Source organism: Rhizobium indigoferae (assembly GCF_034554815.1).
Lineage (GTDB): Bacteria > Pseudomonadota > Alphaproteobacteria > Rhizobiales > Rhizobiaceae > Rhizobium > Rhizobium leguminosarum.
Genome location: NZ_CP140635.1, coordinates 3,665,518 through 3,684,250, shown reverse-complemented (window position 1 = coordinate 3,684,250; position 18,733 = coordinate 3,665,518). Strand labels below are relative to the sequence as shown.

Sequence of the window (18,733 nt, the reverse complement as noted above, 5' to 3'; positions counted from 1 at the left end):
GATGGATCATGACACAGGAATACAAGGGTACTGCGCTGGTAACCGGCGCATCCTCGGGCATCGGCGCAGTCTATGCGCACAGGCTGGCAAAGCAGGGTTACGACCTGATCATCGTTGCCCGTAACGGCGAGCGGCTGAAGGCCTTGGCAAGCGGGCTGACTGAGGAGACGGGCAGGGCGGTCGAGACCGTTGTGGCTGACCTCGGCAACACGGCCGACCTCGCCCGTGTCGAAGGCGTGCTGAAGCAAGACCGGAGCATCACGCTTCTGGTCAACAATGCCGGCGTCGGCGGAACGGCGCCGCTGCTCGCCGCCGATGTCGACAAGATGCAGAAGATGATCGAACTCAACGTCACGGCGCTGATGCGGCTGACGTATGCCGCCGTTCCCGGTTTCGTTGCCCGTGGCGGTGGCACGATCATTAACATTGCTTCCATCGTGGCGATTGCGCCAGAGCGCCTGAACGGCGTCTATGGCGCCACGAAAGCGTTCGTGCTCGCCTTCAGCCAGTCGCTGAAGCATGAGCTTGCGGAGAAGAACATCCGTATCCAGGCCGTGCTACCGGGGGCCACGGCGACGGAATTCTGGGGCATTGCCGGCACGCCGATAGAGCATCTGCCGAACGAGATCGTAATGTCGGCCGAAGACATGGTCGATGCATCGCTCGCCGGCCTTAAGCAAGGTGAGTTCGCAACGATTCCGGCGCTTGAGGATGCAGGCTTGCTGTCGGCCTACGAGCAGGCGCGCCAGGCATTGATGCCCAACCTGTCCCGCAGCATGCCGGCCAAGCGTTACAAGCTGGCATGATGGTGTGCTGACGAAAACCATCCGCGGCATATGCTGCGGATGGCCCAAGAGCGTTGACGGCATTTGCGGCCGATTGCGCGCTGTCTAGCCGAACCGTTCGAGCGCCATGGCGAAGATATCGGCATCGACATTTCCACCCGAGGTGACGGCGACGATCGTGTCGCTTTCCAGCGCCTCGCCGTGGAAAAGGGCGGCGGCGAGCGCCACGGCGCCGCCAGGCTCGACGACGATCTTCAACCGCGTGAAGGCGAGCGCCATGGCGCGTAGCGCCTCCTCGTCGGTGACAACGATGCCAGGGCCCGCGAGGCGCTTGAGGATCGGGAAGGTGATGTTGCCCGGCTGCGGGGTAACGATCGCATCGCAGATCGAGCCTGACACCGTCGCGTTGCGTTCGATCTTGCCGGAGGCGAGCGAGCGGGTGGTGTCGTCGAAATCCTTGGGCTCGCAGGGGCGGACACGAAAGCCGGGGGAACTGGCTTCAAGGGCGAGCGCGATGCCGGAGGTCAATCCGCCGCCGCCGCAGGGAACGAGGACTTCGGCGGATGTAACGCCTTCCTCCCCAGCCTGCTCAGAGATTTCGAGGCCGGTCGTGCCCTGGCCGGCGATGACAAGCGGTTCGTCGAAGGGCTTGATCAGTGTCAGGCCGCGCTCGGCCGAAAGCCTCGCGCCGATCTCGTCGCGATCCTCGTTGACGCGGTCGTAGAGCACCACTTCACCACCGAAGGCACGGGTGTTGGCGATCTTCAGCTTCGGCGCATCGCTTGGCATGATGATGACGGAGGGGATATTGTGCAGCTTGGCAGCAAGCGCAACGCCCTGGGCGTGGTTGCCGGAGGAGAAGGCGATGACGCCCTTCGAGCGTACCGCAGCATCAAGGCCGGAGACGGCCGACCAGCCGCCGCGAAACTTGAATGAGCCGGAATGCTGCAGACATTCGGCTTTCACGAACAGACGCCGGCCGGCGATCTCATCGAGGAAAGGGGAGGAGAGAAGCGGCGTGCGCCTTGCATGACCGCGCAGACGGGCGCGAGCTGCGACAATCATTTCAATGCTGGCCATTCGGGAATCTTTCTGCTTGCGGGTTCGCCCATGCATAGGGCGCGGCAAGCCAATTGTGAACGGCGACTTTGTCACGGTGACATGAATGGTGCCACCGCTGCTTCTCGAACCGCGTTGCGCTTCCGCTGACTGTTTGATCGGGCGATCCCCGAAGCGTCAGTAGCCGCTTGCCGACCCTTCCGCTGCGCGGCTATCCATTGCGCCGTTGTAGCGGGCGCCGCCGCCTTTCGCGATGGCGGCAAGGCTTTTGCCGCCGACGAGGATGCCGGCGGCCTGGCCCCATTGCGGCGCGTCATTGCCGCCATCGAAGCTGTAGCCCATGGCGGCGAGCGTCTTTTCGGTATCGGGCGAAAGCGCATAGGGTTCGAGAAAGACCTTGTCGGGCTGCCATTGGTGGTGGAGACGCGGGGCGTTGACCGCCTGGCTGATATCCATGCCGAAATCGACGACATTGAGGATCGCTTCCAACGTGATGGTGATGATGCGCGAGCCGCCGGGGCTGCCGATCACCATGAAGGGCTTGCCGTCCCGGGTGACGATCGTCGGGCTCATCGAGGAGAGCGGCGTCTTCTTCGGCGCGATGGCATTGGCTTCGCCCTGCACCAGTCCGTAGAGGTTCGGCACGCCGGGCTTGGAGGTGAAATCGTCCATCTCGTTGTTGAGCAGGATGCCCGTGCCGGGTGCCACGACGCCGGCGCCGAAGGAGCCGTTCAGCGTATAGGTGACGGCGACCGCATTGCCCTCGTCGTCGATGATCGAATAATGCGTCGTCTCGGTGCTTTCCTTGCCGCCGAGCGGTTTGAGGTTCGCCGAGGTGCCAGACCTGTAGGGGTCGATCTTGGCGGCAGTCTCCAAGGCATATTTCTTGTCGAGAAGCTTGGCGACCGGGTTCTCGACAAAATCGGGATCGCCGAGTGCTGCATTGCGGTCGACATAGGCATAGCGCATCGCCTCGACCATGAGGTGCACGGTTTCGGCCGAGTTATAGCCGAGATAGGAGAGCGGATAGCCTTCCAGAACGTTGAGGATCTCGCAGATGATGACGCCGCCGGAGGAAGGTGGCGGCGAGGAGATGATGTCGTAGCCGCGGTAATTGCACTCGATCGGCTTCAATTCGCGCACAGCATATTGCTCGAAATCCTCCTTGGCAAGGATGCCGCCTTTGGCCTGGCTCGCCTTGACGATCGCCTCAGCGGGCGCGGCCCTGTAGAAGGCATCGGAGCCTTTTTCGGAGATGCCTGCCAGGACCGAAGCAAGGTCCGGCTGCTGGAGTTTTTCGCCGGATGCATAGGGTTTGCCGTCCGGTTTCAGAAATATCTTTGCCGCCGCCTCATCCTTGGCGAGGCGCTTGGCGTTGCCGGCGAAACTTGCGGCGTCGCCCTGTTCCAGGGTGAAACCCTCTTTGGCGAAGCGAAGTGCCGGCGCGATCAGATCCTGGCGCGATTTGGTGCCGTATTTCTCGCGCGCGGTCTCGAAGCCCATGACGGAGCCCGGCACGCCGACCGAGAGATAACCGTCGAGGCTGGCGCGTGGCACGATATCGCCCTTGGCATCGAGATACATGGTCTTCGTTGCGGCTAGCGGTGCGCGTTCGCGAAAATCGAGGAAAGTCTTCGTGCCGTCCTTCAGGCGGATGGTCATGAAGCCGCCGCCGCCGAGATTGCCGGCCGCGGGATAGACTACTGCCAATGCATAGCCTACGGCAACTGCCGCATCGACGGCGTTGCCGCCGCTTTTCAGCACCTCGACACCGACATCGGTCGCCAGATGCTGGGCGGTGACGACCATGCCGTGCTCGGCTTCTACGGGCGCAGGCGAGGCGGCGAAAGCCGAGGTAAGGCTCAGCGACAATGCTGATATGACGGAGATCGTCCCGATATGCAGGCGGCCCATGATTTCCCCTCCTATGGACAATGATGAAAAAACATATGGGGCTGCGACAGCCTGAGGCAATGCAAAGGGTTGGCTTTAAAGCATGTCGCGCAAAAGTGTGCAGCGGCTTTGCGACGACGATATGCGAAAACAAAACTTAAAGCGTGAGGAGTTCGGCGAGTTTCCGGTTGGTGTCATCGTGATCGAGCGGCGTATAGACGATGAGCTTCATCTCCGGCCGGCTCGTCAGTGTCAGGCCGGTATGCTCGAAGGACATGCGGCCCTTGAGGGGATGGTTGATGCGCTTTATGCCGGACAGCGGATTGACGACCTCGTGGCGCTGCCACCAATCACGAAATTCAGCGCTTGCCTGTTTCAGTAGCGCGATCAGCCGCTCGAAATCCGGATCGCCGGCATAACGCGCGCTGTCGGCGCGAAACATCGCCAGCGAGACGCGGGCAACCGCCTCCCAGTCGACGAGCAGCTTGCGATGCGCGGGGTCGGCAAAGAGGCGATGCATGGTATTGCGCTCGTCGCGGTCGAGCGTGTCGTAACCGCCGAACAGCACCTCGGCGGCACGGTTCCACGCGAGCACGTCCCACCGGCGGCCAAGTACATAAGCCGGTTGGTGGGTCAGGTTAGCGAGCATGCGCTGCAGCGGCTCGTCGACGCATTCGAGTGCGGATGAGACTGCCTGCGGCGCTTGGCGATTGTTGAGGGTGAAGAGATGTCGGCGCTCGGCCTCGTCGAGGCGCAGCGCATCGGCAAGGGCGTTGAGCACCTGCATGGAGGGCCTGATGTCGCGGCCCTGTTCCAGCCAGGTGTACCAGGTGGTGCCGACGCCGGCGAGCATGGCGAGCTCCTCACGCCGGAGACCCGGCGTGCGCCGGCGAAACCCCTCCGGCAAACCGACCTCGGAGGGCGTCAGCCGTTCGCGACGGGAGCGCAGGAAGGCTGCGAATTCACGGCGGCGGGCTTCGAATGTGTCGGATCTCTGGTCCATGGCAGGAATCATATCAGTATTGATACCAGGATAAAACCGGAACTGTTTGCCGTTTCCGGGCCGCGCATGATGCCGGTGTCGCAGGTGGTTGAAGCGTCTGCGGCTCGATCAATTCAAGGAGCAGCATCATGTCTTTGCAGCATGTGGTCGTCATCGGCGGTTCTTCCGGCATCGGCCTTGCCACGGCGAAATTACTTTTGAAACAGGGTTACACGGTCACCATTGCGGGCCGCGACGGCGAAAAGCTTGCCGCGGCGACGGCATCGCTCGAGGGCGAGCGGCGCAGCCTCGTGATCGATGCGGCGGAGCTTTCTGGCCTTGGGGAGGCTTTTGCCGGGATCGGCGCATTCGGTCATCTCGTGCTGGCGATGGGCAGCGGTCACGGCGCCGGACCCTTCGCGACGCTCGACATGGCGGATCTGCTTGCCGGGTTTCAGACCAAGCTCATTCCGCATGCCGCGACAGCCCAGGCAGCACTGCCGCTGCTGCAGCCGGGCGGCAGCATCACCTTCGTTTCGGCAGTCAGCGCGCAGGGAGCGATGCCTGGCACGGCTGGACTTGCGGCCGTCAATGCCGGCATCGAGGCGATGGTGCCGGTGCTTGCCACCGAGTTGAAGCCGCTGCGTGTCAACGGCGTTTCACCTGGGGTCGTCGATACGCCGTGGTGGAGTTTCCTGCCGCCGGAGCAGCGCGGCAGCGTTTTTGCGGATTTCGCCGGCCGCACGCCGGTCGGTCGTGTCGGCAGGCCGGAGGATATTGCAGAGGCGATCGCCTTCCTGATCGGAAATGGCTTCATGAGCGGCCATGTCATCACCTGCGACGGCGGTGTGCGTCTCAGCGCTTGAAGCAGCATTCAGGCGGACCGCCGACGGTCTCGCGGGCCGGAAATCCAAGCCGGAGAGGTCATGCGCCATGCAGGGCGCCTGGCCCCAACGACGGCACGGTTACGACCGTCCGATTGTGTGATGCGGCGGCAAGTCTCTCCTCGGCCCTGCGGGCAACCGCCTGCAGGTCGAGCGGCTTGCCGGCGATTTTTTCCATGGCGGCGATGGCGACATCGGTCGCGAGATAATCCGGCTTGTGGCCGACGCCGCTGACGGTGATGAGTTCGGAGCCTGATATATCGCGGGCAAGGCCGCGCGAGTGCAAGTGTTCCCAGACGATCTCGTCGCTGTCGCCGGTTATGATGACGGTCGGCGCGGTGATCTGCGAATAGAGCAGCGACTGCTCCTTCACATAGGCGAGCAGCATTTTGAAATCGGCGGCGTTGTTTTGGAAGGCGCCGGGGCGCAATACGAGCGACGGACCGGTTTTTTCGATGTAGTCGGCCGGGCGCGGATTAGGGCGGAAGACGTTCCGCGTGCCGCGCTCCAGCCGGCTCAGCCCGAGTGGCACGACGATCGCATGGTTGAAGAGCCAGCCGACAATCGGCACCGTCGCCACGTGATAGTACCAGTCGATGCCGCCCGGCCAGGGATGGGTGGCGGGCGCGAGGAAGAGCAGGCCTGATGTCTTGTCAGGATGGCGCAGGCCGAAGGCGGCGGTGATCGCGCCGCCGAAGGAATGGCCGACAATGATCGCCTTTTCGATGCCGCGCTTTTCCATCAGCCTGGCGATCGCATCGGCCTGGCCGGAGGGGACGGCATTCTCGGGGCCGCCGCGCTCGGAATAACCATGGCCGGGACGATCGACGAACAGCATTTCTGCCCGGCCTTCGAGTGCGGCGCGGAAGGCGACGACCTGATCGAGCAGATTGCCGCTGGCGCCGTGAATGAAGACCAGTGCCGGCAGATCCGCATTTTGGGGACGCTCGATGTGGACGGCATTCATGCGGTAGCCGCCGACATCCGTCAGTTCGCCGATATTCGGATAAGCCTGTTCGAATTGCCGCGCCTTATAAGTGGAGTAACCGATGGCGGCGGCGAGTGGGGCGAGAAGAGCGGAAACTTCTGCAAGCATGATCTCAACGAGCGATAATTGCGGGATGACCTGCAGGCGGACAAACCGCTACATCGTTCCCTCTAGATTCTAAAGCGCGTCGCGCTCAGGTCTTTGTTTTACGCATGTCGTTATCGCAAACCGCTGCACACTTTTGCACGACATGCTTTAAATTGCGCGGCGCGATCCAACGTCAAGATATCAGCCTGGGAATCAGGTGCGATTGCCGGCGAGTTTTTCCGCCAGCGTGTTGACCTGTTCCTGCGCGGTGCGTTCGGCGGGGTAGACATCGAGAAAACGCTCCCAAGCCTTCAAGGTCAGCTGGTCGTTGCCGGAATTGCTGAGAATCGCTGCCATGCCGGAGAGCGCGCCGAAATGGCGCGGCTCAAGATCGAGCACACGTTTGATGTCGGACATCGACTTGCGGTAATTGCCCATGACGAAATTCAGCGTGGCGCGGCGGTTCCAGCTTTCGGCATAATCGGGTTTCAGCGCGATCGCCTCATCGAGGAAATCAAGGGCAGCGGGATTGCGCTTTTCCTCGATCGCCTTGTCGGCCCACTGCATCAGCAGATTGACGGTGGCACTGCCGGAATCGTTCCATTCCATGCGGATTTCATTGGCGATGCCGCTGGCCTTGTCGGGGTCGCGTTCACGCTTCAACTGGCTGAAGAGTTGGTCGAGGTGCTGCTTGGGTGAACCGTTGACATCCGTCTGTTCGACGATGACATCCTTTTTCGTCGCGGCAGCCGACTGTTCCGCGGCGGCGGCCGGAAAGGGGGAGGTGAGCAGGATGAGGGCGAGCGGCAGTGCCGCTGACGTCAAAGCAAAAAAGCGCATGGCGGACATATTAGCCCGCCAACGCCGAAGATCAAACAAATTTGACGTGATCGCTGCAGCGACCCACCAGATATATCTACCGGCGCAACCTGCGCGGCGAGGCGATCCGGACGCGCGAAATCAGCCCTGACGAGCCTTGAAGCGCGGGTTCAGCTTGTTGATGATGTAGATGCGGCCCTTGCGGCGAACCAGACGGTTGTCACGGTGACGAGCCTTAAGCGACTTGAGCGAATTCTTGATCTTCATTTTTCTGATCCGCGATCTCTATGGGGGAATTCACATTCGCCCGTATCTTTAACAATCAAAAGCGCGCCATCGGGCGCGCTGTTTAGGTGGGGGAGCAGATACCTCGTCACCTTTTCCGTGTCAACCACATGAAGGTGTTTTTCCCAAGGCACAAGGGTGTTTTCTCAGGCCAAAACCAGCGATTTCGGCGTCAAGGTGGTGACATGACCCATCTTGCGGCCGGGGCGCCACTCGGTCTTGCCATAGAGATGAACCAGCGTGTCGGGGCGCCGCAACCAGTCGGGAACGGCAAGGATATCGTCGCCGATCAGGTTCTGCAGGATGCAGTCGGAATGCCGTTCGGCACTGCCAAGCGGCAGGCCGGCGACGGCCCGGATATGCTGCTCGAACTGGCTGACGACGCAGGCGGCTTCCGTCCAGTGACCGGAGTTGTGCACACGCGGCGCCATCTCGTTGGCGATCAGGCCGCCATCGGCAAGCACGAAGAATTCGATGCCGATGACGCCGACATAGTTCAACGCGGCAAGGATCTTTTCGGCCGATCGGCGCGCCGAGTCCGCCGTCGCTGCAGAGATCGCGGCGGGAACCGTCGAGGTATGGAGGATGCCGTTGCGGTGCACGTTCTCGGCGGGATCGAAGCAGACGACCGTCCCGTCGGTGGCGCGCGCGGCGATGATCGAGACCTCGCGCTCGAAAGCGACGAAACTTTCGAGGATGAGCGGCACGCCGCCGAGTGCGGCATAGGCGCCCTCCGGGCTGTCGGCGGCCGAGCGGAAAACCTTCTGGCCCTTGCCGTCATAACCGAGACGCCGGGTCTTCAGCACGCCCTGGCCGCCGAAATCCTTCAGTGCCGTCTCGAGATCGGCCTGGCTGTCGATCGCGTGGAAGCGGGCGGTTGATATGCCGCAGTCATTGAGAAAGCGCTTTTCGACGAGGCGGTCCTGGGCGGCTTCCAGCGCCTTCGGCGGCGGATAAACCGACACGGTCGCCGAGAGCCTTTCGGCGGCCGCGACGGGCACGTTTTCGAATTCGTAGGTGACGACATCGCAGATATCGGCGAGTTCGGCCAGTGCCGCGGGATCGTCGTAGGCGGCGGTAATCTGCCGGTTGGCGAGCTGGGCGGCCGGGCAGTCCGGCTGCGGCTCGAGGATGACCGTGCGAAAATTCAACCGGGCGGCGGCAATCGCCAGCATGCGGCCGAGCTGGCCGCCGCCGATAATGCCGATCGTTCTTGCCGTCATAGGTCGTCCATCGGGTATTCCGCGACGGCAGCACTCTGGCGCTCGCGCCATTCGTCGAGCCGGTCGGCGATTTCTTCGTCGGAAAGCGCAAGCACGGCGGCGGCGAGAAGGGCGGCGTTGACCGCGCCGGCCTTGCCGATGGCAAGCGTGCCCACAGGAATACCGGCCGGCATCTGCACGATGGAAAGGAGGCTGTCCTGGCCGGACAGGGCTTTCGACTGGACCGGCACGCCGAAAACCGGCAGCGGTGTCATCGCGGCGGTCATGCCCGGCAGGTGGGCAGCGCCGCCGGCGCCGGCGATGATTACCTTGAAGCCCTCCGCACGTGCGCCCTTGGCGAAATTGACCAATCGGTCCACTGTGCGGTGCGCCGAAATGATGCGCGCATCATAAGGGATCTCAAGCGCCTCCAGCGTGTCGGCGGCGTTTTTCATGGTCTCCCAGTCGGACTGGCTGCCCATGATGATGGCAACGGGTGGTCTGTCTGTCATCGTTGCTGCTATTCCCTTTCAGGCGATGATGTCAGGGATGATCTGATCTTCCAGCTTGGAGAGCCTGTCCTTGATGACGAGCTTTTTCTTTTTCATACGCTGGATCCGCAGAGCATCGCATCCGGTCTGGATCATGGCGTTGATCGCGGCATCGAAATCCTCGTGCTCCTGACGCAGACGCGCCACCGTGAGCCTGATTTCCGCCTGTTCCTGATCGGCCATATGCATTCCCCGTTACCGTCCCTGGACCTTGTCCGATCTGCCGATGATTTCCGCAAGCTCCTATCACCAAATACAGGTAACGGCTAGTTAGTCTTGATCATGAAATTGCCATCCAGTCTCCATCTTTTGGCCTTCGACAAGCCTTCAAAAATATGTCACAGTCCGGCCGTTGACACCTTGATCCCCGACGATGATGGCCGGGGAGGGTAAAGAGGAAGGAAGGGTCATATGACTGTTCAAGCTCATCTTGAGTCACTCCAGAAAAAGCATGTTGCTCTCGAGGAGGAGTTGCACGCGCTCAGAACATCTCCCTCTATTTCCGATACGGAACTTGCCGAATGCAAGCGCCGCAAGCTGCGCATCAAGGACGAGATTCAGCGTCTTAAGTCATCCGTCCACTAATCTTCCCAAGGGTCGCCGGGCGATCATCTTGCGCAACAAGGTAAATCCATCCATTCCGCCAAAAATTAGCAAGAACCGGTGATTTGACACCAGATTTGCGCCAGTCCGATGCATCCGGCATCGTGGCTGGCGCTTTTGGGTCCGCCACGTCTCACATCGCGTTCTTATGATTTGCATCGTATCCCCAGATCTTATGGGGACCTGCCTCAGGCCCAGAACTGATCCAGCCACAAATTGAGCTTGTCGAAGCCGCGGTTGTTGACCGTATAGATACGTTTGGTGCCTTCCGAGGTCACGGAGACGAGATTGCTGTCGAGTAGCGCCTTCAGATGCTGCGAAACAGCAGGGCGGCTGATCGGCAGGCCCTCGGCGAGCTCATTGACCGTCCGTGGCGCGCGACGCAATTCCTCCAGCAGAAACCGCCGGTTCGGATCGGCAATCGCAGAGAAAGGGTCCGTGTTCGACATGGCAGGAACGCTACGTCAAACCGGCCGCGCCAGCAAGGAAATTGTGCATTGCAGCGTGCCGCGGTTTCCAAAGCGCATCGCGATCTTTCAGATTCGCGCCTTGCGCTTTAGGTCTTTGTTTTTAAGCATGTCGTTATCGCAAATCCGCTGCACAGTTTTGCGCGACATGCTTTAGTGGTTCCTACCAGCCAAGGCCCTCGCGCACGATCAGGAAGGCGGCGATCAGCGCCATTGCATACATGAAGGGATAGAAGATCTGTGGCCTCATGCGGCGCACGCACCAGGCGCCGGCAATGGTGGCGAGCGGGGCAAAGGGTAGAAGCGTCGCGGAGGTCGCAAGGTTCTGGGTGTCGAGCTGGCCGAGTGCAAAATAGGGGATCAGCTTGATGGCGTTAAGGATCGCGAAGAAGCGCACGCTGGTGCCGGTATATTCGCGCGGCTGCAGTTTGAGCGGCAGGGCATAGATCTGGAAGGGCGCACCGCCGGCATGGGCGACGAAGCTGCCGTAACCGGAAAATGTGCCCCAGAGGCTGGCAGCCACCGGCCGCTGGCCGCGCGGTGGGATCACCTTGCCGGCGCCGGGTCCGAAATTGTTCCAGAAATAGCGCAGGCAGAAGAGGATGGTCACCGCGCCGATGACGATGCGCAGCATGTTGCCCGGAACCAGGGCCGAGGTCGCCCAGCCCAGCGCGATACCGAAGACGGCGCCCGGCAGCATGATCTTCAGCGTCGCCCAGTCGCCATGTTTGCGCCAGATGACGAGCGAGATCATGTCCATGAAGACCAGGATCGGCAGCAGGATGGCCGCCGCCTCGACCGGCGAGACGACGAGGGCGAGGAAGGGCAGGCCGATCAGCGACAAAGCGTCGCCCATGCCGCCCTTTGCGAGCCCCACCAGCAGAACGGCGGGCACGGCGGCGTAATAGAATGACAAATCCTGCGGCATGCTTTCGACGTCCTCCTCTTGCAAGCCTCGTCTAACGGAACTACTCACACAAAACGAGTGCGGATCCCTCATTTCGAAGGGGAATTCGCCGGAAACGGAAAGACCTCATGACCGAACCGGAAAATCGCTGCCGCCTTGTGCTCATCGTGCCTGATATCGCCGATGCCGATGAACAGGCAAAGATCGTCGCCGATGCGCTGAAGGGCGGCGATGTCGCCTCGGTGATCGTGCCGCAATACGGGCTCGACGACGGCACCTTCCAGAAACATGCCGAAAAGCTGGTGCCATTGATCCAGAATGCTGGAGCAGCCGCGCTGATTGCAGGTGACAGCCGTGTCGCAGGCCGGGCAAAGGCCGATGGCCTGCACCTTTCCAGCAATGCCGAGGCGCTTTCGGAAGCGATCGACAAACATGCGCCGAAGCTGATCGTCGGCGGTGGCAACGCGGCCGACCGGCACCATGCGCTGGAGATCGGCGAAGTCAGGCCGGACTATATCTTCTTCGGCAAGCTTGATGGCGACATCAAGCCGGAGGCGCATCCGAAGAACCTTGCGCTCGGCGAATGGTGGGCCTCGATGATCGAGATTCCCTGCATCGTCATGGGCGGCACTGATCCGGCCTCGGCGCTCGCCGTCGCCGAGACTGGTGCGGAGTTCGTGGCGCTGCGGCTGGCGGTCTTTGGTGAGCCCGGCCGGGCGCCGTCGGTCGTTGCCGAAATCAACGCGTTGCTTGACGAAAAAGCGCCACGGTTTGAGGATTGAAATCGCGCTCATGCCGATCCTGCCCGCCCGCCCTTTGAAATATATCCTTGCCAGCGTGACCGCCCTCGTTGCGGCCGGGCCGAATGCCGCCCTGGCGCAGGCGCCGGACAGCGTCATCAGCCAGCCGGGTACAGCGCCGGCTTCGACCTTCCGCACGGACCGGCCCTCCGCCTCGGACGTCGGGCCCTCCGATGGCGTCGGCGTGTTCGACCGCATGGGCGCGAAGTTGCCGGATCTGCCGCCGGAGAAGGATTACAAGGGGCCGATCGACGAAGCTTACGGCGCCTTCCAACGCGGTTATTACCTGACGGCAATGGACAAGGCGCTGCCGCGCGCCCAGCTCGGCGATCCGGCGGCGCAGACGTTGATCGGCGAAATCCTCTCGCAGGGTCTCGGCGTCAAGAAGGACGTGAAGAATGCTGCCTTTTGGTACGGCAAGGCGGCCGAGGGCGGCGATGCGGCGGCCATGTTCAAATATGCGCTGATCCTGATGGAAGGCGAGGGCGTGCCGCGTGACAAGGTCAAGGCCGACGACTACATGCGCAAGGCGGCCGAGGGCGGCAATCCTTCGGCGGAATTCAACTGGGCGCAGCTGCTGGTCGCCGACAATCCCGGCGAGAAGGGACTGAAGCTCGCGCTGTCGTTCTACGAGAAATCGGCCGAGCAGGGCATTGCCGATTCGCAATATGCCGTGGCGCAGATCTATGCGACCCTGAAGGACTTGCCGGAGGAAAAGAAAAAGCTTGCCCGCGAGTGGATGGCACGTGCAGCGCGCGCCGGTTTCGACACGGCCCAGCTCGATCTCGGCATCTGGCTGGTCAACGGCGTCGGTGGGCCGAAGGATTACGTCAAGGGTTTCGAATGGCTGAAACTTGCCGCCAATGGCGGCAACGTCGTCGCGCAGAACAAGCTCGCCCATCTCTATATCAATGCGATCGGCACGCCGCCCAATCCGGTCGAGGCGGCGAAGTGGTACGTGCTGTCGCGCCGGGCCGGGCTTGCCGATCCGTCGCTCGAGGATTTCTATCTCGGCATTGAGGACGATCAGCAGAAGGCGGCGATCGAGGCCGCCAACAAGTTCCGGCGGCGATAGCGACCGTATCCCAACTTAGAAAAGCGCATCGGCGAAGAGGTCTTCATCGTTTTCGGCTTTGGCGGTCTCGGCCGGGGCGGGGGTGGTGTCCTCGCTTGCCGGGATGATGTCGCGATGAATGTTGCGCTCCTGGACCATCGTGTAGTGCTTGAAGATCTTGCGGTCGAGCGGCGCGATCGTTTCTGCGAGATCGGAGATATCGGCGACCTCAGTGCCGGCGACGCCTTCGAGCAGATCGGCGCAGCCGGCAAGGACTTCACCGAGATCATGCTGGAAATCGAGTTTGCCGATCAGCAGGCTGATCTTGGTGGCGACCTCGCGACCGTTCTCGGCGAGCACCTTCAATTCGTTTTCCATCACGTTGGCTGCAGAGCGGATGTTGCCGACGGCCGACGTCAGGCTTTCTCCCAGGCTGCCGGCTCCGGCATCCGTGGCGGGGGCGACGCGCCCGGCTGCGGCTTCGAGCGCCGGCAGGCCGTTGACGATGGCGTCGGCGGAATCATCGAGCTTGCCGGCGAAGATGCGCAGTTCGGCGGTGACGACGTTGATCGACTTGCCTTCCTCGCCGAGGCGGCTGCAGCGCAGGTTGGTATTCAAAGCCATATAGTGAATGTCGGTCTTGACGGCGCGGATGTTGCCGATCGCTTCGGAGAGCTTGGCGGCCGTGCCGATCGTCGACTGGCTCACCTGATCGGCCTGGCGGCTTGCCGTGTCGACCTGCTTGACGATTTCGTGGGCGGCCGAAACGCTGGATTCCAGCGCGCGCATGAAGTTGCCGCCGGCCTCGCCGCTCTGACCGCTCATCTGATCGCGCAGCTTGAGGATCTCTCGCATGTCGTGGTCGAAACTCGCGATCGTCTTGACGACGTTCTCAGAATCCCGCTGGAAATTTGCGCACATGTCGCTCATCTGCGCTGCGGTCAGGTGGTGAATGACGTTCTGGAGGCGCTGGCGCGCGCCGGCGTCGAGGCTGGCGCCATCCTCGCCGGCAAAGAAATCCTCAAGCAGCGAAAAGGTGGCCTGCACATGCTCGATACGCTGGCGGGTGATATCGCCGATCTGCAGGGCAGACAGCGTCGAGGCGACCTTGCTCTGGACGGCGCGCGCAATCGCGCCGACCTCGCGGGCGATGACGCCGAGATCCTTGCGATGTTCGGCGATCTTGGCGGCATCATCGCGCAGGGCTCCGGCGACGGCCGGAACGGTATCGGCATAACCCTTGGAAACGCTGGCGCCAAAGGAGGTGGCGAGCTTGACCTCCTTATCGAGACTGTCGAGATGCGTGGCGAAACGGTTGACCTCATCGGTGCCGGAATAGATGCGCTCCAGGATCTCCTGGGCGAAGCCGGCGAATTCGGCAAGGCCGGCACCGGTGATCTTCACAGTCACGGCGAAGGTTCTGAGATAACGCATCGTCTCCTGCATGTCGGAGACGTGCTTGCGCAGCTCCCTGCCGGTATGCGCCAGCGAGACGAGCGCCTGCTGGCGGTTTTCCTCGGTGACCGGCAGCGCCGTCAAGCTCTCGACCGTGGCGCGAAGATCGGCGCTGGTGTCGCTCGCATCCTTGTTGTCGAGCGTCGTGGTGACACTCTCGAGCGAGTTCAACAGACGGTTGAGGACATCCATCACCGACAACAGCACGGTGCCGCCTTCGAGGAACCGTTCCTCGACTTGGCCGCGGGCGGATTCCAGGGTCTGGCTGATGTCCCGTCCTGATGTGTAGGCTGCAGCGTTCGGTGATACCAGAGCGTGTGCCACTTTTATACCTTTTCTTAAAATCCAGGCAATTCAACTCTATTTTTACGGGCAGGATGGAAACGTCCGGTAAACGCGCCGGACTCGCCAGCGTTGTGATTAACGAAAGATGTCGATGGCGTGTCGCTGAAAGCCTAACGCTCGACTTGATGATTCAACATATTGTTTTTATTTTATTTATTTCTAAATTTTGAGAAAAAAATACAACTTATCCCGGATGAGAATTGGGAGTCGCGGAACGCGCTAGACGGCAGTTTCCTACAACCGCTGTTTACCCTGCATTAACGCTGCCGTGAGAGTCCTTTTAGGGTCGTCAAGTATTTTCTGGCCCAGGAGGCTGCATTGGATTCTCAGAAACAATATTACGAATCTATAAATTTGCCGGACGTGCTCAGCATTCGTAACGTGAGCGAACTATATTCCAAGTTTAATGATGCATTTCATAGTCGCGATACAATCATCGTCAGCATTCCAGAAGGTGCGGAAGCGGATCTGAGTTTCGTTCAACTTATCGAATCCTCGCGCCACCAAGCAAAATCCAAGGGAAAGACGTTCAAGCTTTCTTCGCCGGCCAATGGATCGGTCTTGAAGGTACTTGAGCGCGCAGGTTTCATCGAATCCTTCGATCAAGAAGACGCAAATTTCTGGTTGCATAAAGAGGTGACGTTATGAGTGCAAATATCCTGACCGTCGACGATTCCGCCAGCATTCGTTTGACCACCAAGGTCACGCTGACCAATGCCGGCTATAGCGTCACCGAGGCGGTCAATGGGGCAGAGGGCCTCGCGACCGCCAAGGGCAGCAGCTTCGATCTGATCGTGACCGATCTCAACATGCCTGTCATGGACGGGCTGACGATGATCGAGGAACTGCGCAAGCTGCCGGCGCAGGCCGGCGTTCCGATCATCTTCCTGACGACGGAATCGGACGCCGATCTCAAGGCGCGCGCCAAGGCCGCCGGCGCGACGGGCTGGCTGACCAAGCCGTTCGACCCGGAAAGTCTGGTGAAGATCGTGAAGAAGGTTCTCGGACGATGAGTACACTCGATCCGGTCGCCGTATTCCGCACGGAAGCTGCCGAATGCCTCGAAGCGATCGAGGCCGGTCTTCTCGACCTGACCCACCAGCTCGACAACAAGGATCTGGTCGACGCCGTGTTCCGCGGGCTCCACACGCTCAAGGGCTCCGGCGCGATGTTCGGTTTCGAGGCGCTCGCCGCCTTCACCCATCATTGCGAAACAGCCTTCGACCGCGTCCGCAAGGGCGAGGTCGCGGCGACCAGTGAACTCGTCGCCGCCGTTCTCGCCGCCCAGGACCATATGCGTGCCCTCGTCGACCAGCCGGATGCCGATCACGGCGATACCGGGAATAAGCTTCTGGCGCAGCTGCAGGCTGCCGTCGGTGGCAAGCAAGCGGCGGCTGCAGCAGCGCCCGCCGCTGTTCCCCCGCCCGCGGCCGTGCTCGACGCACCGGCGAAGATGAAGAACAGCTGGCGCATCCGCTTCAGCCTGCCCGCCAATTCGATGGCCAACGGCACCAACCCGCTCGGCCTGCTGGACGAGCTGCGCGATCTCGGCGAATGCAGCGTGCGCGCCAACACCTCGGCCATTCCGGCCCTCGACGATCTGGTTCCGACGGAGCTCCATATTTCCTGGGACGTGACGCTGACCAGCGAGCAGGATCGTTCAGCGATCGACGACGTTTTCATCTTTGTGCTCGATGACATGGAACTCAGCGTCGAGGAGATCAGTGATACGGCAGCGGCAACCGCCGCTCCGGTCGAGGAAAGGGCTGCCCCTGTCCCCGTCGCCGCAACATCGACCGCCGTCCCGGAATTCCGTCCAGTCGAGGCGGTTCCCGCCAAGCGCGAGGCGCCCGCCGTCGTCAGCCAGGCAAAGGCGGCCGAGAATGTCCGCGTTCCGGCCGAACGTCTCGATGAGCTGATGGACCGCGTCGGCGAGCTCGTCATCGCGCAGTCGCGCCTCAGCCAGCTCGCCAGCGCCAGCACCGATATCGCGCTGCGTTCCGTTTCGGAAGAAATCGAACGCCTGTCCGGCGAATTGCGCGACACGATGATGGTGCTGCGCATGGTGCCGGTCGCCACCCTCTTCTCCCGCTTCCGCCGCCTCGTCCACGATCTCGCCCGCGAGACCGGCAAGGTGATCGAGCTGGTGACGGAGGGCGAGAGCACCGAAGTCGACAAGACGGTCATCGAGCGTCTGGCCGATCCGCTGGTGCATCTGGTGCGCAACTCGATTGATCATGGCCTCGAAACGCCCGCCGAACGGCTTGCCTCCGGCAAGACCGAAGCCGGGACGGTGACGCTTTCGGCCCGCCAGGCCGGCGGCGAGGTGATCATCTCGATCAAGGACGACGGCCGCGGCATCAATCGTGACCGGGTTCGCGCCAAGGCCGAATCCTCCGGCCTTATCCAGCCCGGCCAGCCGCTTTCCGACTCAGAGCTGCTGCAGCTGATCTTCGCCCCCGGCTTCTCGACGGCAGCAGCTATCACCAATCTGTCCGGCCGCGGCGTCGGCATGGACGTGGTCAAGAAGACGGTCGAAGCCCTCCGCGGCGCAATCGACATCGTCAGCATGCCGGGACAGGGTTCGGAAGTGTCGCTGCGCATCCCGCTGACGCTCGCCATCATCGACGGCCTGCTGGTGCGCGTCGGTTCCGGCCGCTACGTCATCCCACTTTCGGCGGTCGAGGAATGCCTCGAACTGTCGCTCGAGGAAGATCTCCGCTCGCGCGGCCGCAGCTTCATCTCGCTGCGCGACAGCCTGGTGCCGTTCCTGCGCCTGCGCGACCTCTTCCGCACCGGCACCAAGCCCGATGTGCATCAGAAGGTCGTCGTCATCTCGACCGGCACGGAGCGCGTAGGCCTCGTCGTTGACCAGATCATCGGCGACCACCAGACGGTCATCAAGTCGATGTCGAAGCTGCACAATAACGTCGCGACCTTCTCGGGCGCCACCATTCTCGGCGACGGCAGCGTCGCTCTCATTCTCGACGTCGGGCACCTGGTTGCCGCGGGTCAACAACAGGAGGCGCAATTGCGTGTAGCAGGATGAGCGCAACAGCAGCAACGGCCGAACGATTCGACAATCACTGGAGCTATGCCGAGGAAGTCGAGGTCCTGACCTTTGATCTCAATGGCGAAACCTTCGCACTTGAAGCGGTCATCGTCCAGGAGATCCTGGACCTGCTTCCTGAGACCGCGGTGCCGGGCAGCCAGCCCTTCGTCGCCAGCGTCATCAACTTTCGCGGCAAGGTCATTCCGCTCGCCGATCTGCGTCTCGCCTTCGGGATGGAAGCGGCAGAGGCGACGATCGACAGCCGCATCATCGTCATCGAGATCGATCTGCAGGGCGAGCAGACGCTCGTCGGCCTCAGAACTGACAAGGTGAACGAGGTGACGACACTTGCAAAGTCCGCGAGCGAGGCACCGCCGAGCATCGGCATGCGCTGGCGCGCCGATTACGTCAACTGCTTGGTGAAGAGGGGCGGAGAATTCATCATTCTCCCTAATCTGCAGGCGATTTTTTCATCGAGGCACGACGCGGCTGGAGCCGCCAATTGACGCTGGATG

At 61.8% G+C, this 18,733-nt stretch carries 21 protein-coding genes; 9 read left to right on the top strand and 12 right to left on the bottom strand.

The genetic code is table 11. From position 1 onward, the window contains the following. Positions 1-8: 8 nt before the first annotated feature. On the top strand, positions 9-806 hold the full coding sequence (locus U5G49_RS18340; RefSeq protein WP_018445963.1) for an SDR family NAD(P)-dependent oxidoreductase: 798 nt from the start codon (positions 9-11) through the stop codon (positions 804-806). Positions 807-890: 84 nt separating this feature from the next. On the opposite strand, the gene U5G49_RS18335 is transcribed toward U5G49_RS18340, so the two are convergent. The 3 genes from U5G49_RS18335 to U5G49_RS18325 all read right to left on the bottom strand — a co-directional run bounded on the left by U5G49_RS18335 (position 891) and on the right by U5G49_RS18325 (position 4,752). Beyond that, entirely contained in the window at positions 891-1,865 is a 975-nt protein-coding gene (locus tag U5G49_RS18335) for a threonine ammonia-lyase (RefSeq protein ID WP_193444283.1), read from the bottom strand. A 156-nt stretch (positions 1,866-2,021) separates the two neighbouring features. After that, positions 2,022-3,758 (bottom strand): gamma-glutamyltransferase, encoded by a 1,737-nt coding sequence (ggt, locus tag U5G49_RS18330; RefSeq protein ID WP_193444282.1) that lies wholly within the window; start codon positions 3,756-3,758, stop codon positions 2,022-2,024. 136 nt (positions 3,759-3,894) lie between these two features. Then, entirely contained in the window at positions 3,895-4,752 is an 858-nt protein-coding gene (locus U5G49_RS18325; protein WP_130758999.1) for a helix-turn-helix transcriptional regulator, read from the bottom strand. Positions 4,753-4,868: 116 nt separating this feature from the next. On the opposite strand from U5G49_RS18325, the gene U5G49_RS18320 reads away from it, so the two are divergent. Next, positions 4,869-5,585: an SDR family oxidoreductase gene (locus tag U5G49_RS18320; RefSeq protein ID WP_193444281.1), complete on the top strand. Its 717-nt coding sequence runs from the start codon at positions 4,869-4,871 to the stop codon at positions 5,583-5,585. 58 nt (positions 5,586-5,643) lie between these two features. On the opposite strand, the gene U5G49_RS18315 is transcribed toward U5G49_RS18320, so the two are convergent. The 6 genes from U5G49_RS18315 to U5G49_RS18290 all read right to left on the bottom strand — a co-directional run bounded on the left by U5G49_RS18315 (position 5,644) and on the right by U5G49_RS18290 (position 9,718). Continuing rightward, positions 5,644-6,699: an alpha/beta fold hydrolase gene (locus U5G49_RS18315; RefSeq protein ID WP_193444280.1), complete on the bottom strand. Its 1,056-nt coding sequence runs from the start codon at positions 6,697-6,699 to the stop codon at positions 5,644-5,646. A gap of 192 nt (positions 6,700-6,891) precedes the next feature. After that, positions 6,892-7,527: a tetratricopeptide repeat protein gene (locus tag U5G49_RS18310; protein ID WP_193444279.1), complete on the bottom strand. Its 636-nt coding sequence runs from the start codon at positions 7,525-7,527 to the stop codon at positions 6,892-6,894. Between the two features lie 111 nt (positions 7,528-7,638). Further along, positions 7,639-7,764 carry a type B 50S ribosomal protein L36 gene (gene ykgO, locus U5G49_RS18305; RefSeq protein WP_003566454.1) on the bottom strand — a complete coding sequence of 42 codons (126 nt, stop codon included), beginning with the start codon at positions 7,762-7,764 and terminating at the stop codon, positions 7,639-7,641. Between the two features lie 164 nt (positions 7,765-7,928). After that, positions 7,929-9,005: a 5-(carboxyamino)imidazole ribonucleotide synthase gene (locus U5G49_RS18300; protein WP_193444278.1), complete on the bottom strand. Its 1,077-nt coding sequence runs from the start codon at positions 9,003-9,005 to the stop codon at positions 7,929-7,931. Then, positions 9,002-9,496 (bottom strand): 5-(carboxyamino)imidazole ribonucleotide mutase, encoded by a 495-nt coding sequence (gene purE, locus U5G49_RS18295; RefSeq protein ID WP_011653459.1) that lies wholly within the window; start codon positions 9,494-9,496, stop codon positions 9,002-9,004. The genes U5G49_RS18300 and purE overlap by 4 nt, the downstream gene beginning before the upstream one ends. An 18-nt stretch (positions 9,497-9,514) precedes the next feature. Continuing rightward, entirely contained in the window at positions 9,515-9,718 is a 204-nt protein-coding gene (locus U5G49_RS18290; protein ID WP_017968168.1) for a YdcH family protein, read from the bottom strand. Between the two features lie 228 nt (positions 9,719-9,946). On the opposite strand from U5G49_RS18290, the gene U5G49_RS18285 reads away from it, so the two are divergent. Then, positions 9,947-10,120, top strand: coding sequence for a YdcH family protein (locus U5G49_RS18285; RefSeq protein WP_003542831.1), 174 nt, complete (start codon positions 9,947-9,949; stop codon positions 10,118-10,120). A 206-nt stretch (positions 10,121-10,326) separates the two neighbouring features. Here U5G49_RS18285 and U5G49_RS18280 read toward each other — a convergent pair whose 3' ends face one another. Then, a complete protein-coding gene (locus U5G49_RS18280; protein ID WP_003542830.1) occupies positions 10,327-10,587 on the bottom strand; it encodes an ArsR/SmtB family transcription factor in 261 nt (86 codons plus the stop codon). Between the two features lie 181 nt (positions 10,588-10,768). Continuing rightward, the gene (locus U5G49_RS18275) at positions 10,769-11,533 is read right to left on the bottom strand and encodes a sulfite exporter TauE/SafE family protein (protein ID WP_018243500.1); all 765 of its coding nucleotides are present in this window, start codon (positions 11,531-11,533) and stop codon (positions 10,769-10,771) included. A 107-nt stretch (positions 11,534-11,640) separates the two neighbouring features. Here U5G49_RS18275 and U5G49_RS18270 point away from each other — a divergent pair, with 107 nt between their 5' ends. Next, positions 11,641-12,294 (top strand): thiamine phosphate synthase, encoded by a 654-nt coding sequence (locus U5G49_RS18270; protein ID WP_018243499.1) that lies wholly within the window; start codon positions 11,641-11,643, stop codon positions 12,292-12,294. Between the two features lie 10 nt (positions 12,295-12,304). After that, positions 12,305-13,387, top strand: coding sequence for a tetratricopeptide repeat protein (locus tag U5G49_RS18265; protein WP_193444277.1), 1,083 nt, complete (start codon positions 12,305-12,307; stop codon positions 13,385-13,387). A 15-nt stretch (positions 13,388-13,402) separates the two neighbouring features. Here U5G49_RS18265 and U5G49_RS18260 read toward each other — a convergent pair whose 3' ends face one another. After that, on the bottom strand, positions 13,403-15,145 hold the full coding sequence (locus tag U5G49_RS18260) for a chemotaxis protein (RefSeq protein ID WP_130717798.1): 1,743 nt from the start codon (positions 15,143-15,145) through the stop codon (positions 13,403-13,405). A 339-nt stretch (positions 15,146-15,484) separates the two neighbouring features. On the opposite strand from U5G49_RS18260, the gene U5G49_RS18255 reads away from it, so the two are divergent. The 4 genes from U5G49_RS18255 to U5G49_RS18240 are packed head-to-tail and all read left to right on the top strand — an operon-like array spanning position 15,485 to position 18,724. Continuing rightward, positions 15,485-15,814 (top strand): STAS domain-containing protein, encoded by a 330-nt coding sequence (locus U5G49_RS18255; RefSeq protein ID WP_193444276.1) that lies wholly within the window; start codon positions 15,485-15,487, stop codon positions 15,812-15,814. Then, entirely contained in the window at positions 15,811-16,179 is a 369-nt protein-coding gene (locus U5G49_RS18250; RefSeq protein ID WP_003552634.1) for a response regulator, read from the top strand. Before U5G49_RS18255 ends, U5G49_RS18250 begins: the two co-directional genes overlap by 4 nt. Continuing rightward, the gene (locus U5G49_RS18245; protein WP_193444275.1) at positions 16,176-18,215 is read left to right on the top strand and encodes a chemotaxis protein CheA; all 2,040 of its coding nucleotides are present in this window, start codon (positions 16,176-16,178) and stop codon (positions 18,213-18,215) included. The genes U5G49_RS18250 and U5G49_RS18245 overlap by 4 nt, the downstream gene beginning before the upstream one ends. Next, positions 18,212-18,724, top strand: coding sequence for a chemotaxis protein CheW (locus U5G49_RS18240; protein WP_193444274.1), 513 nt, complete (start codon positions 18,212-18,214; stop codon positions 18,722-18,724). The genes U5G49_RS18245 and U5G49_RS18240 overlap by 4 nt, the downstream gene beginning before the upstream one ends. The last annotated feature ends 9 nt before the right edge of the window (positions 18,725-18,733 follow it).

What these genes read in the sequence shown, in the direction of transcription:
- U5G49_RS18340 (WP_018445963.1), top strand. Translation starts at nt 9, where the DNA reads ATGACACAGGAATACAAGGGTACTGCGCTGGTAACCGGCGCATCCTCG.
- U5G49_RS18335 (WP_193444283.1), bottom strand. Translation starts at nt 1,865, where the DNA reads ATGGCCAGCATTGAAATGATTGTCGCAGCTCGCGCCCGTCTGCGCGGT.
- ggt (WP_193444282.1), bottom strand. Translation starts at nt 3,758, where the DNA reads ATGGGCCGCCTGCATATCGGGACGATCTCCGTCATATCAGCATTGTCG.
- U5G49_RS18325 (WP_130758999.1), bottom strand. Translation starts at nt 4,752, where the DNA reads ATGATTCCTGCCATGGACCAGAGATCCGACACATTCGAAGCCCGCCGC.
- U5G49_RS18320 (WP_193444281.1), top strand. Translation starts at nt 4,869, where the DNA reads ATGTCTTTGCAGCATGTGGTCGTCATCGGCGGTTCTTCCGGCATCGGC.
- U5G49_RS18315 (WP_193444280.1), bottom strand. Translation starts at nt 6,699, where the DNA reads ATGCTTGCAGAAGTTTCCGCTCTTCTCGCCCCACTCGCCGCCGCCATC.
- U5G49_RS18310 (WP_193444279.1), bottom strand. Translation starts at nt 7,527, where the DNA reads ATGTCCGCCATGCGCTTTTTTGCTTTGACGTCAGCGGCACTGCCGCTC.
- ykgO (WP_003566454.1), bottom strand. Translation starts at nt 7,764, where the DNA reads ATGAAGATCAAGAATTCGCTCAAGTCGCTTAAGGCTCGTCACCGTGAC.
- U5G49_RS18300 (WP_193444278.1), bottom strand. Translation starts at nt 9,005, where the DNA reads ATGACGGCAAGAACGATCGGCATTATCGGCGGCGGCCAGCTCGGCCGC.
- purE (WP_011653459.1), bottom strand. Translation starts at nt 9,496, where the DNA reads ATGACAGACAGACCACCCGTTGCCATCATCATGGGCAGCCAGTCCGAC.
- U5G49_RS18290 (WP_017968168.1), bottom strand. Translation starts at nt 9,718, where the DNA reads ATGGCCGATCAGGAACAGGCGGAAATCAGGCTCACGGTGGCGCGTCTG.
- U5G49_RS18285 (WP_003542831.1), top strand. Translation starts at nt 9,947, where the DNA reads ATGACTGTTCAAGCTCATCTTGAGTCACTCCAGAAAAAGCATGTTGCT.
- U5G49_RS18280 (WP_003542830.1), bottom strand. Translation starts at nt 10,587, where the DNA reads ATGTCGAACACGGACCCTTTCTCTGCGATTGCCGATCCGAACCGGCGG.
- U5G49_RS18275 (WP_018243500.1), bottom strand. Translation starts at nt 11,533, where the DNA reads ATGCCGCAGGATTTGTCATTCTATTACGCCGCCGTGCCCGCCGTTCTG.
- U5G49_RS18270 (WP_018243499.1), top strand. Translation starts at nt 11,641, where the DNA reads ATGACCGAACCGGAAAATCGCTGCCGCCTTGTGCTCATCGTGCCTGAT.
- U5G49_RS18265 (WP_193444277.1), top strand. Translation starts at nt 12,305, where the DNA reads ATGCCGATCCTGCCCGCCCGCCCTTTGAAATATATCCTTGCCAGCGTG.
- U5G49_RS18250 (WP_003552634.1), top strand. Translation starts at nt 15,811, where the DNA reads ATGAGTGCAAATATCCTGACCGTCGACGATTCCGCCAGCATTCGTTTG.
- U5G49_RS18245 (WP_193444275.1), top strand. Translation starts at nt 16,176, where the DNA reads ATGAGTACACTCGATCCGGTCGCCGTATTCCGCACGGAAGCTGCCGAA.
- U5G49_RS18240 (WP_193444274.1), top strand. Translation starts at nt 18,212, where the DNA reads ATGAGCGCAACAGCAGCAACGGCCGAACGATTCGACAATCACTGGAGC.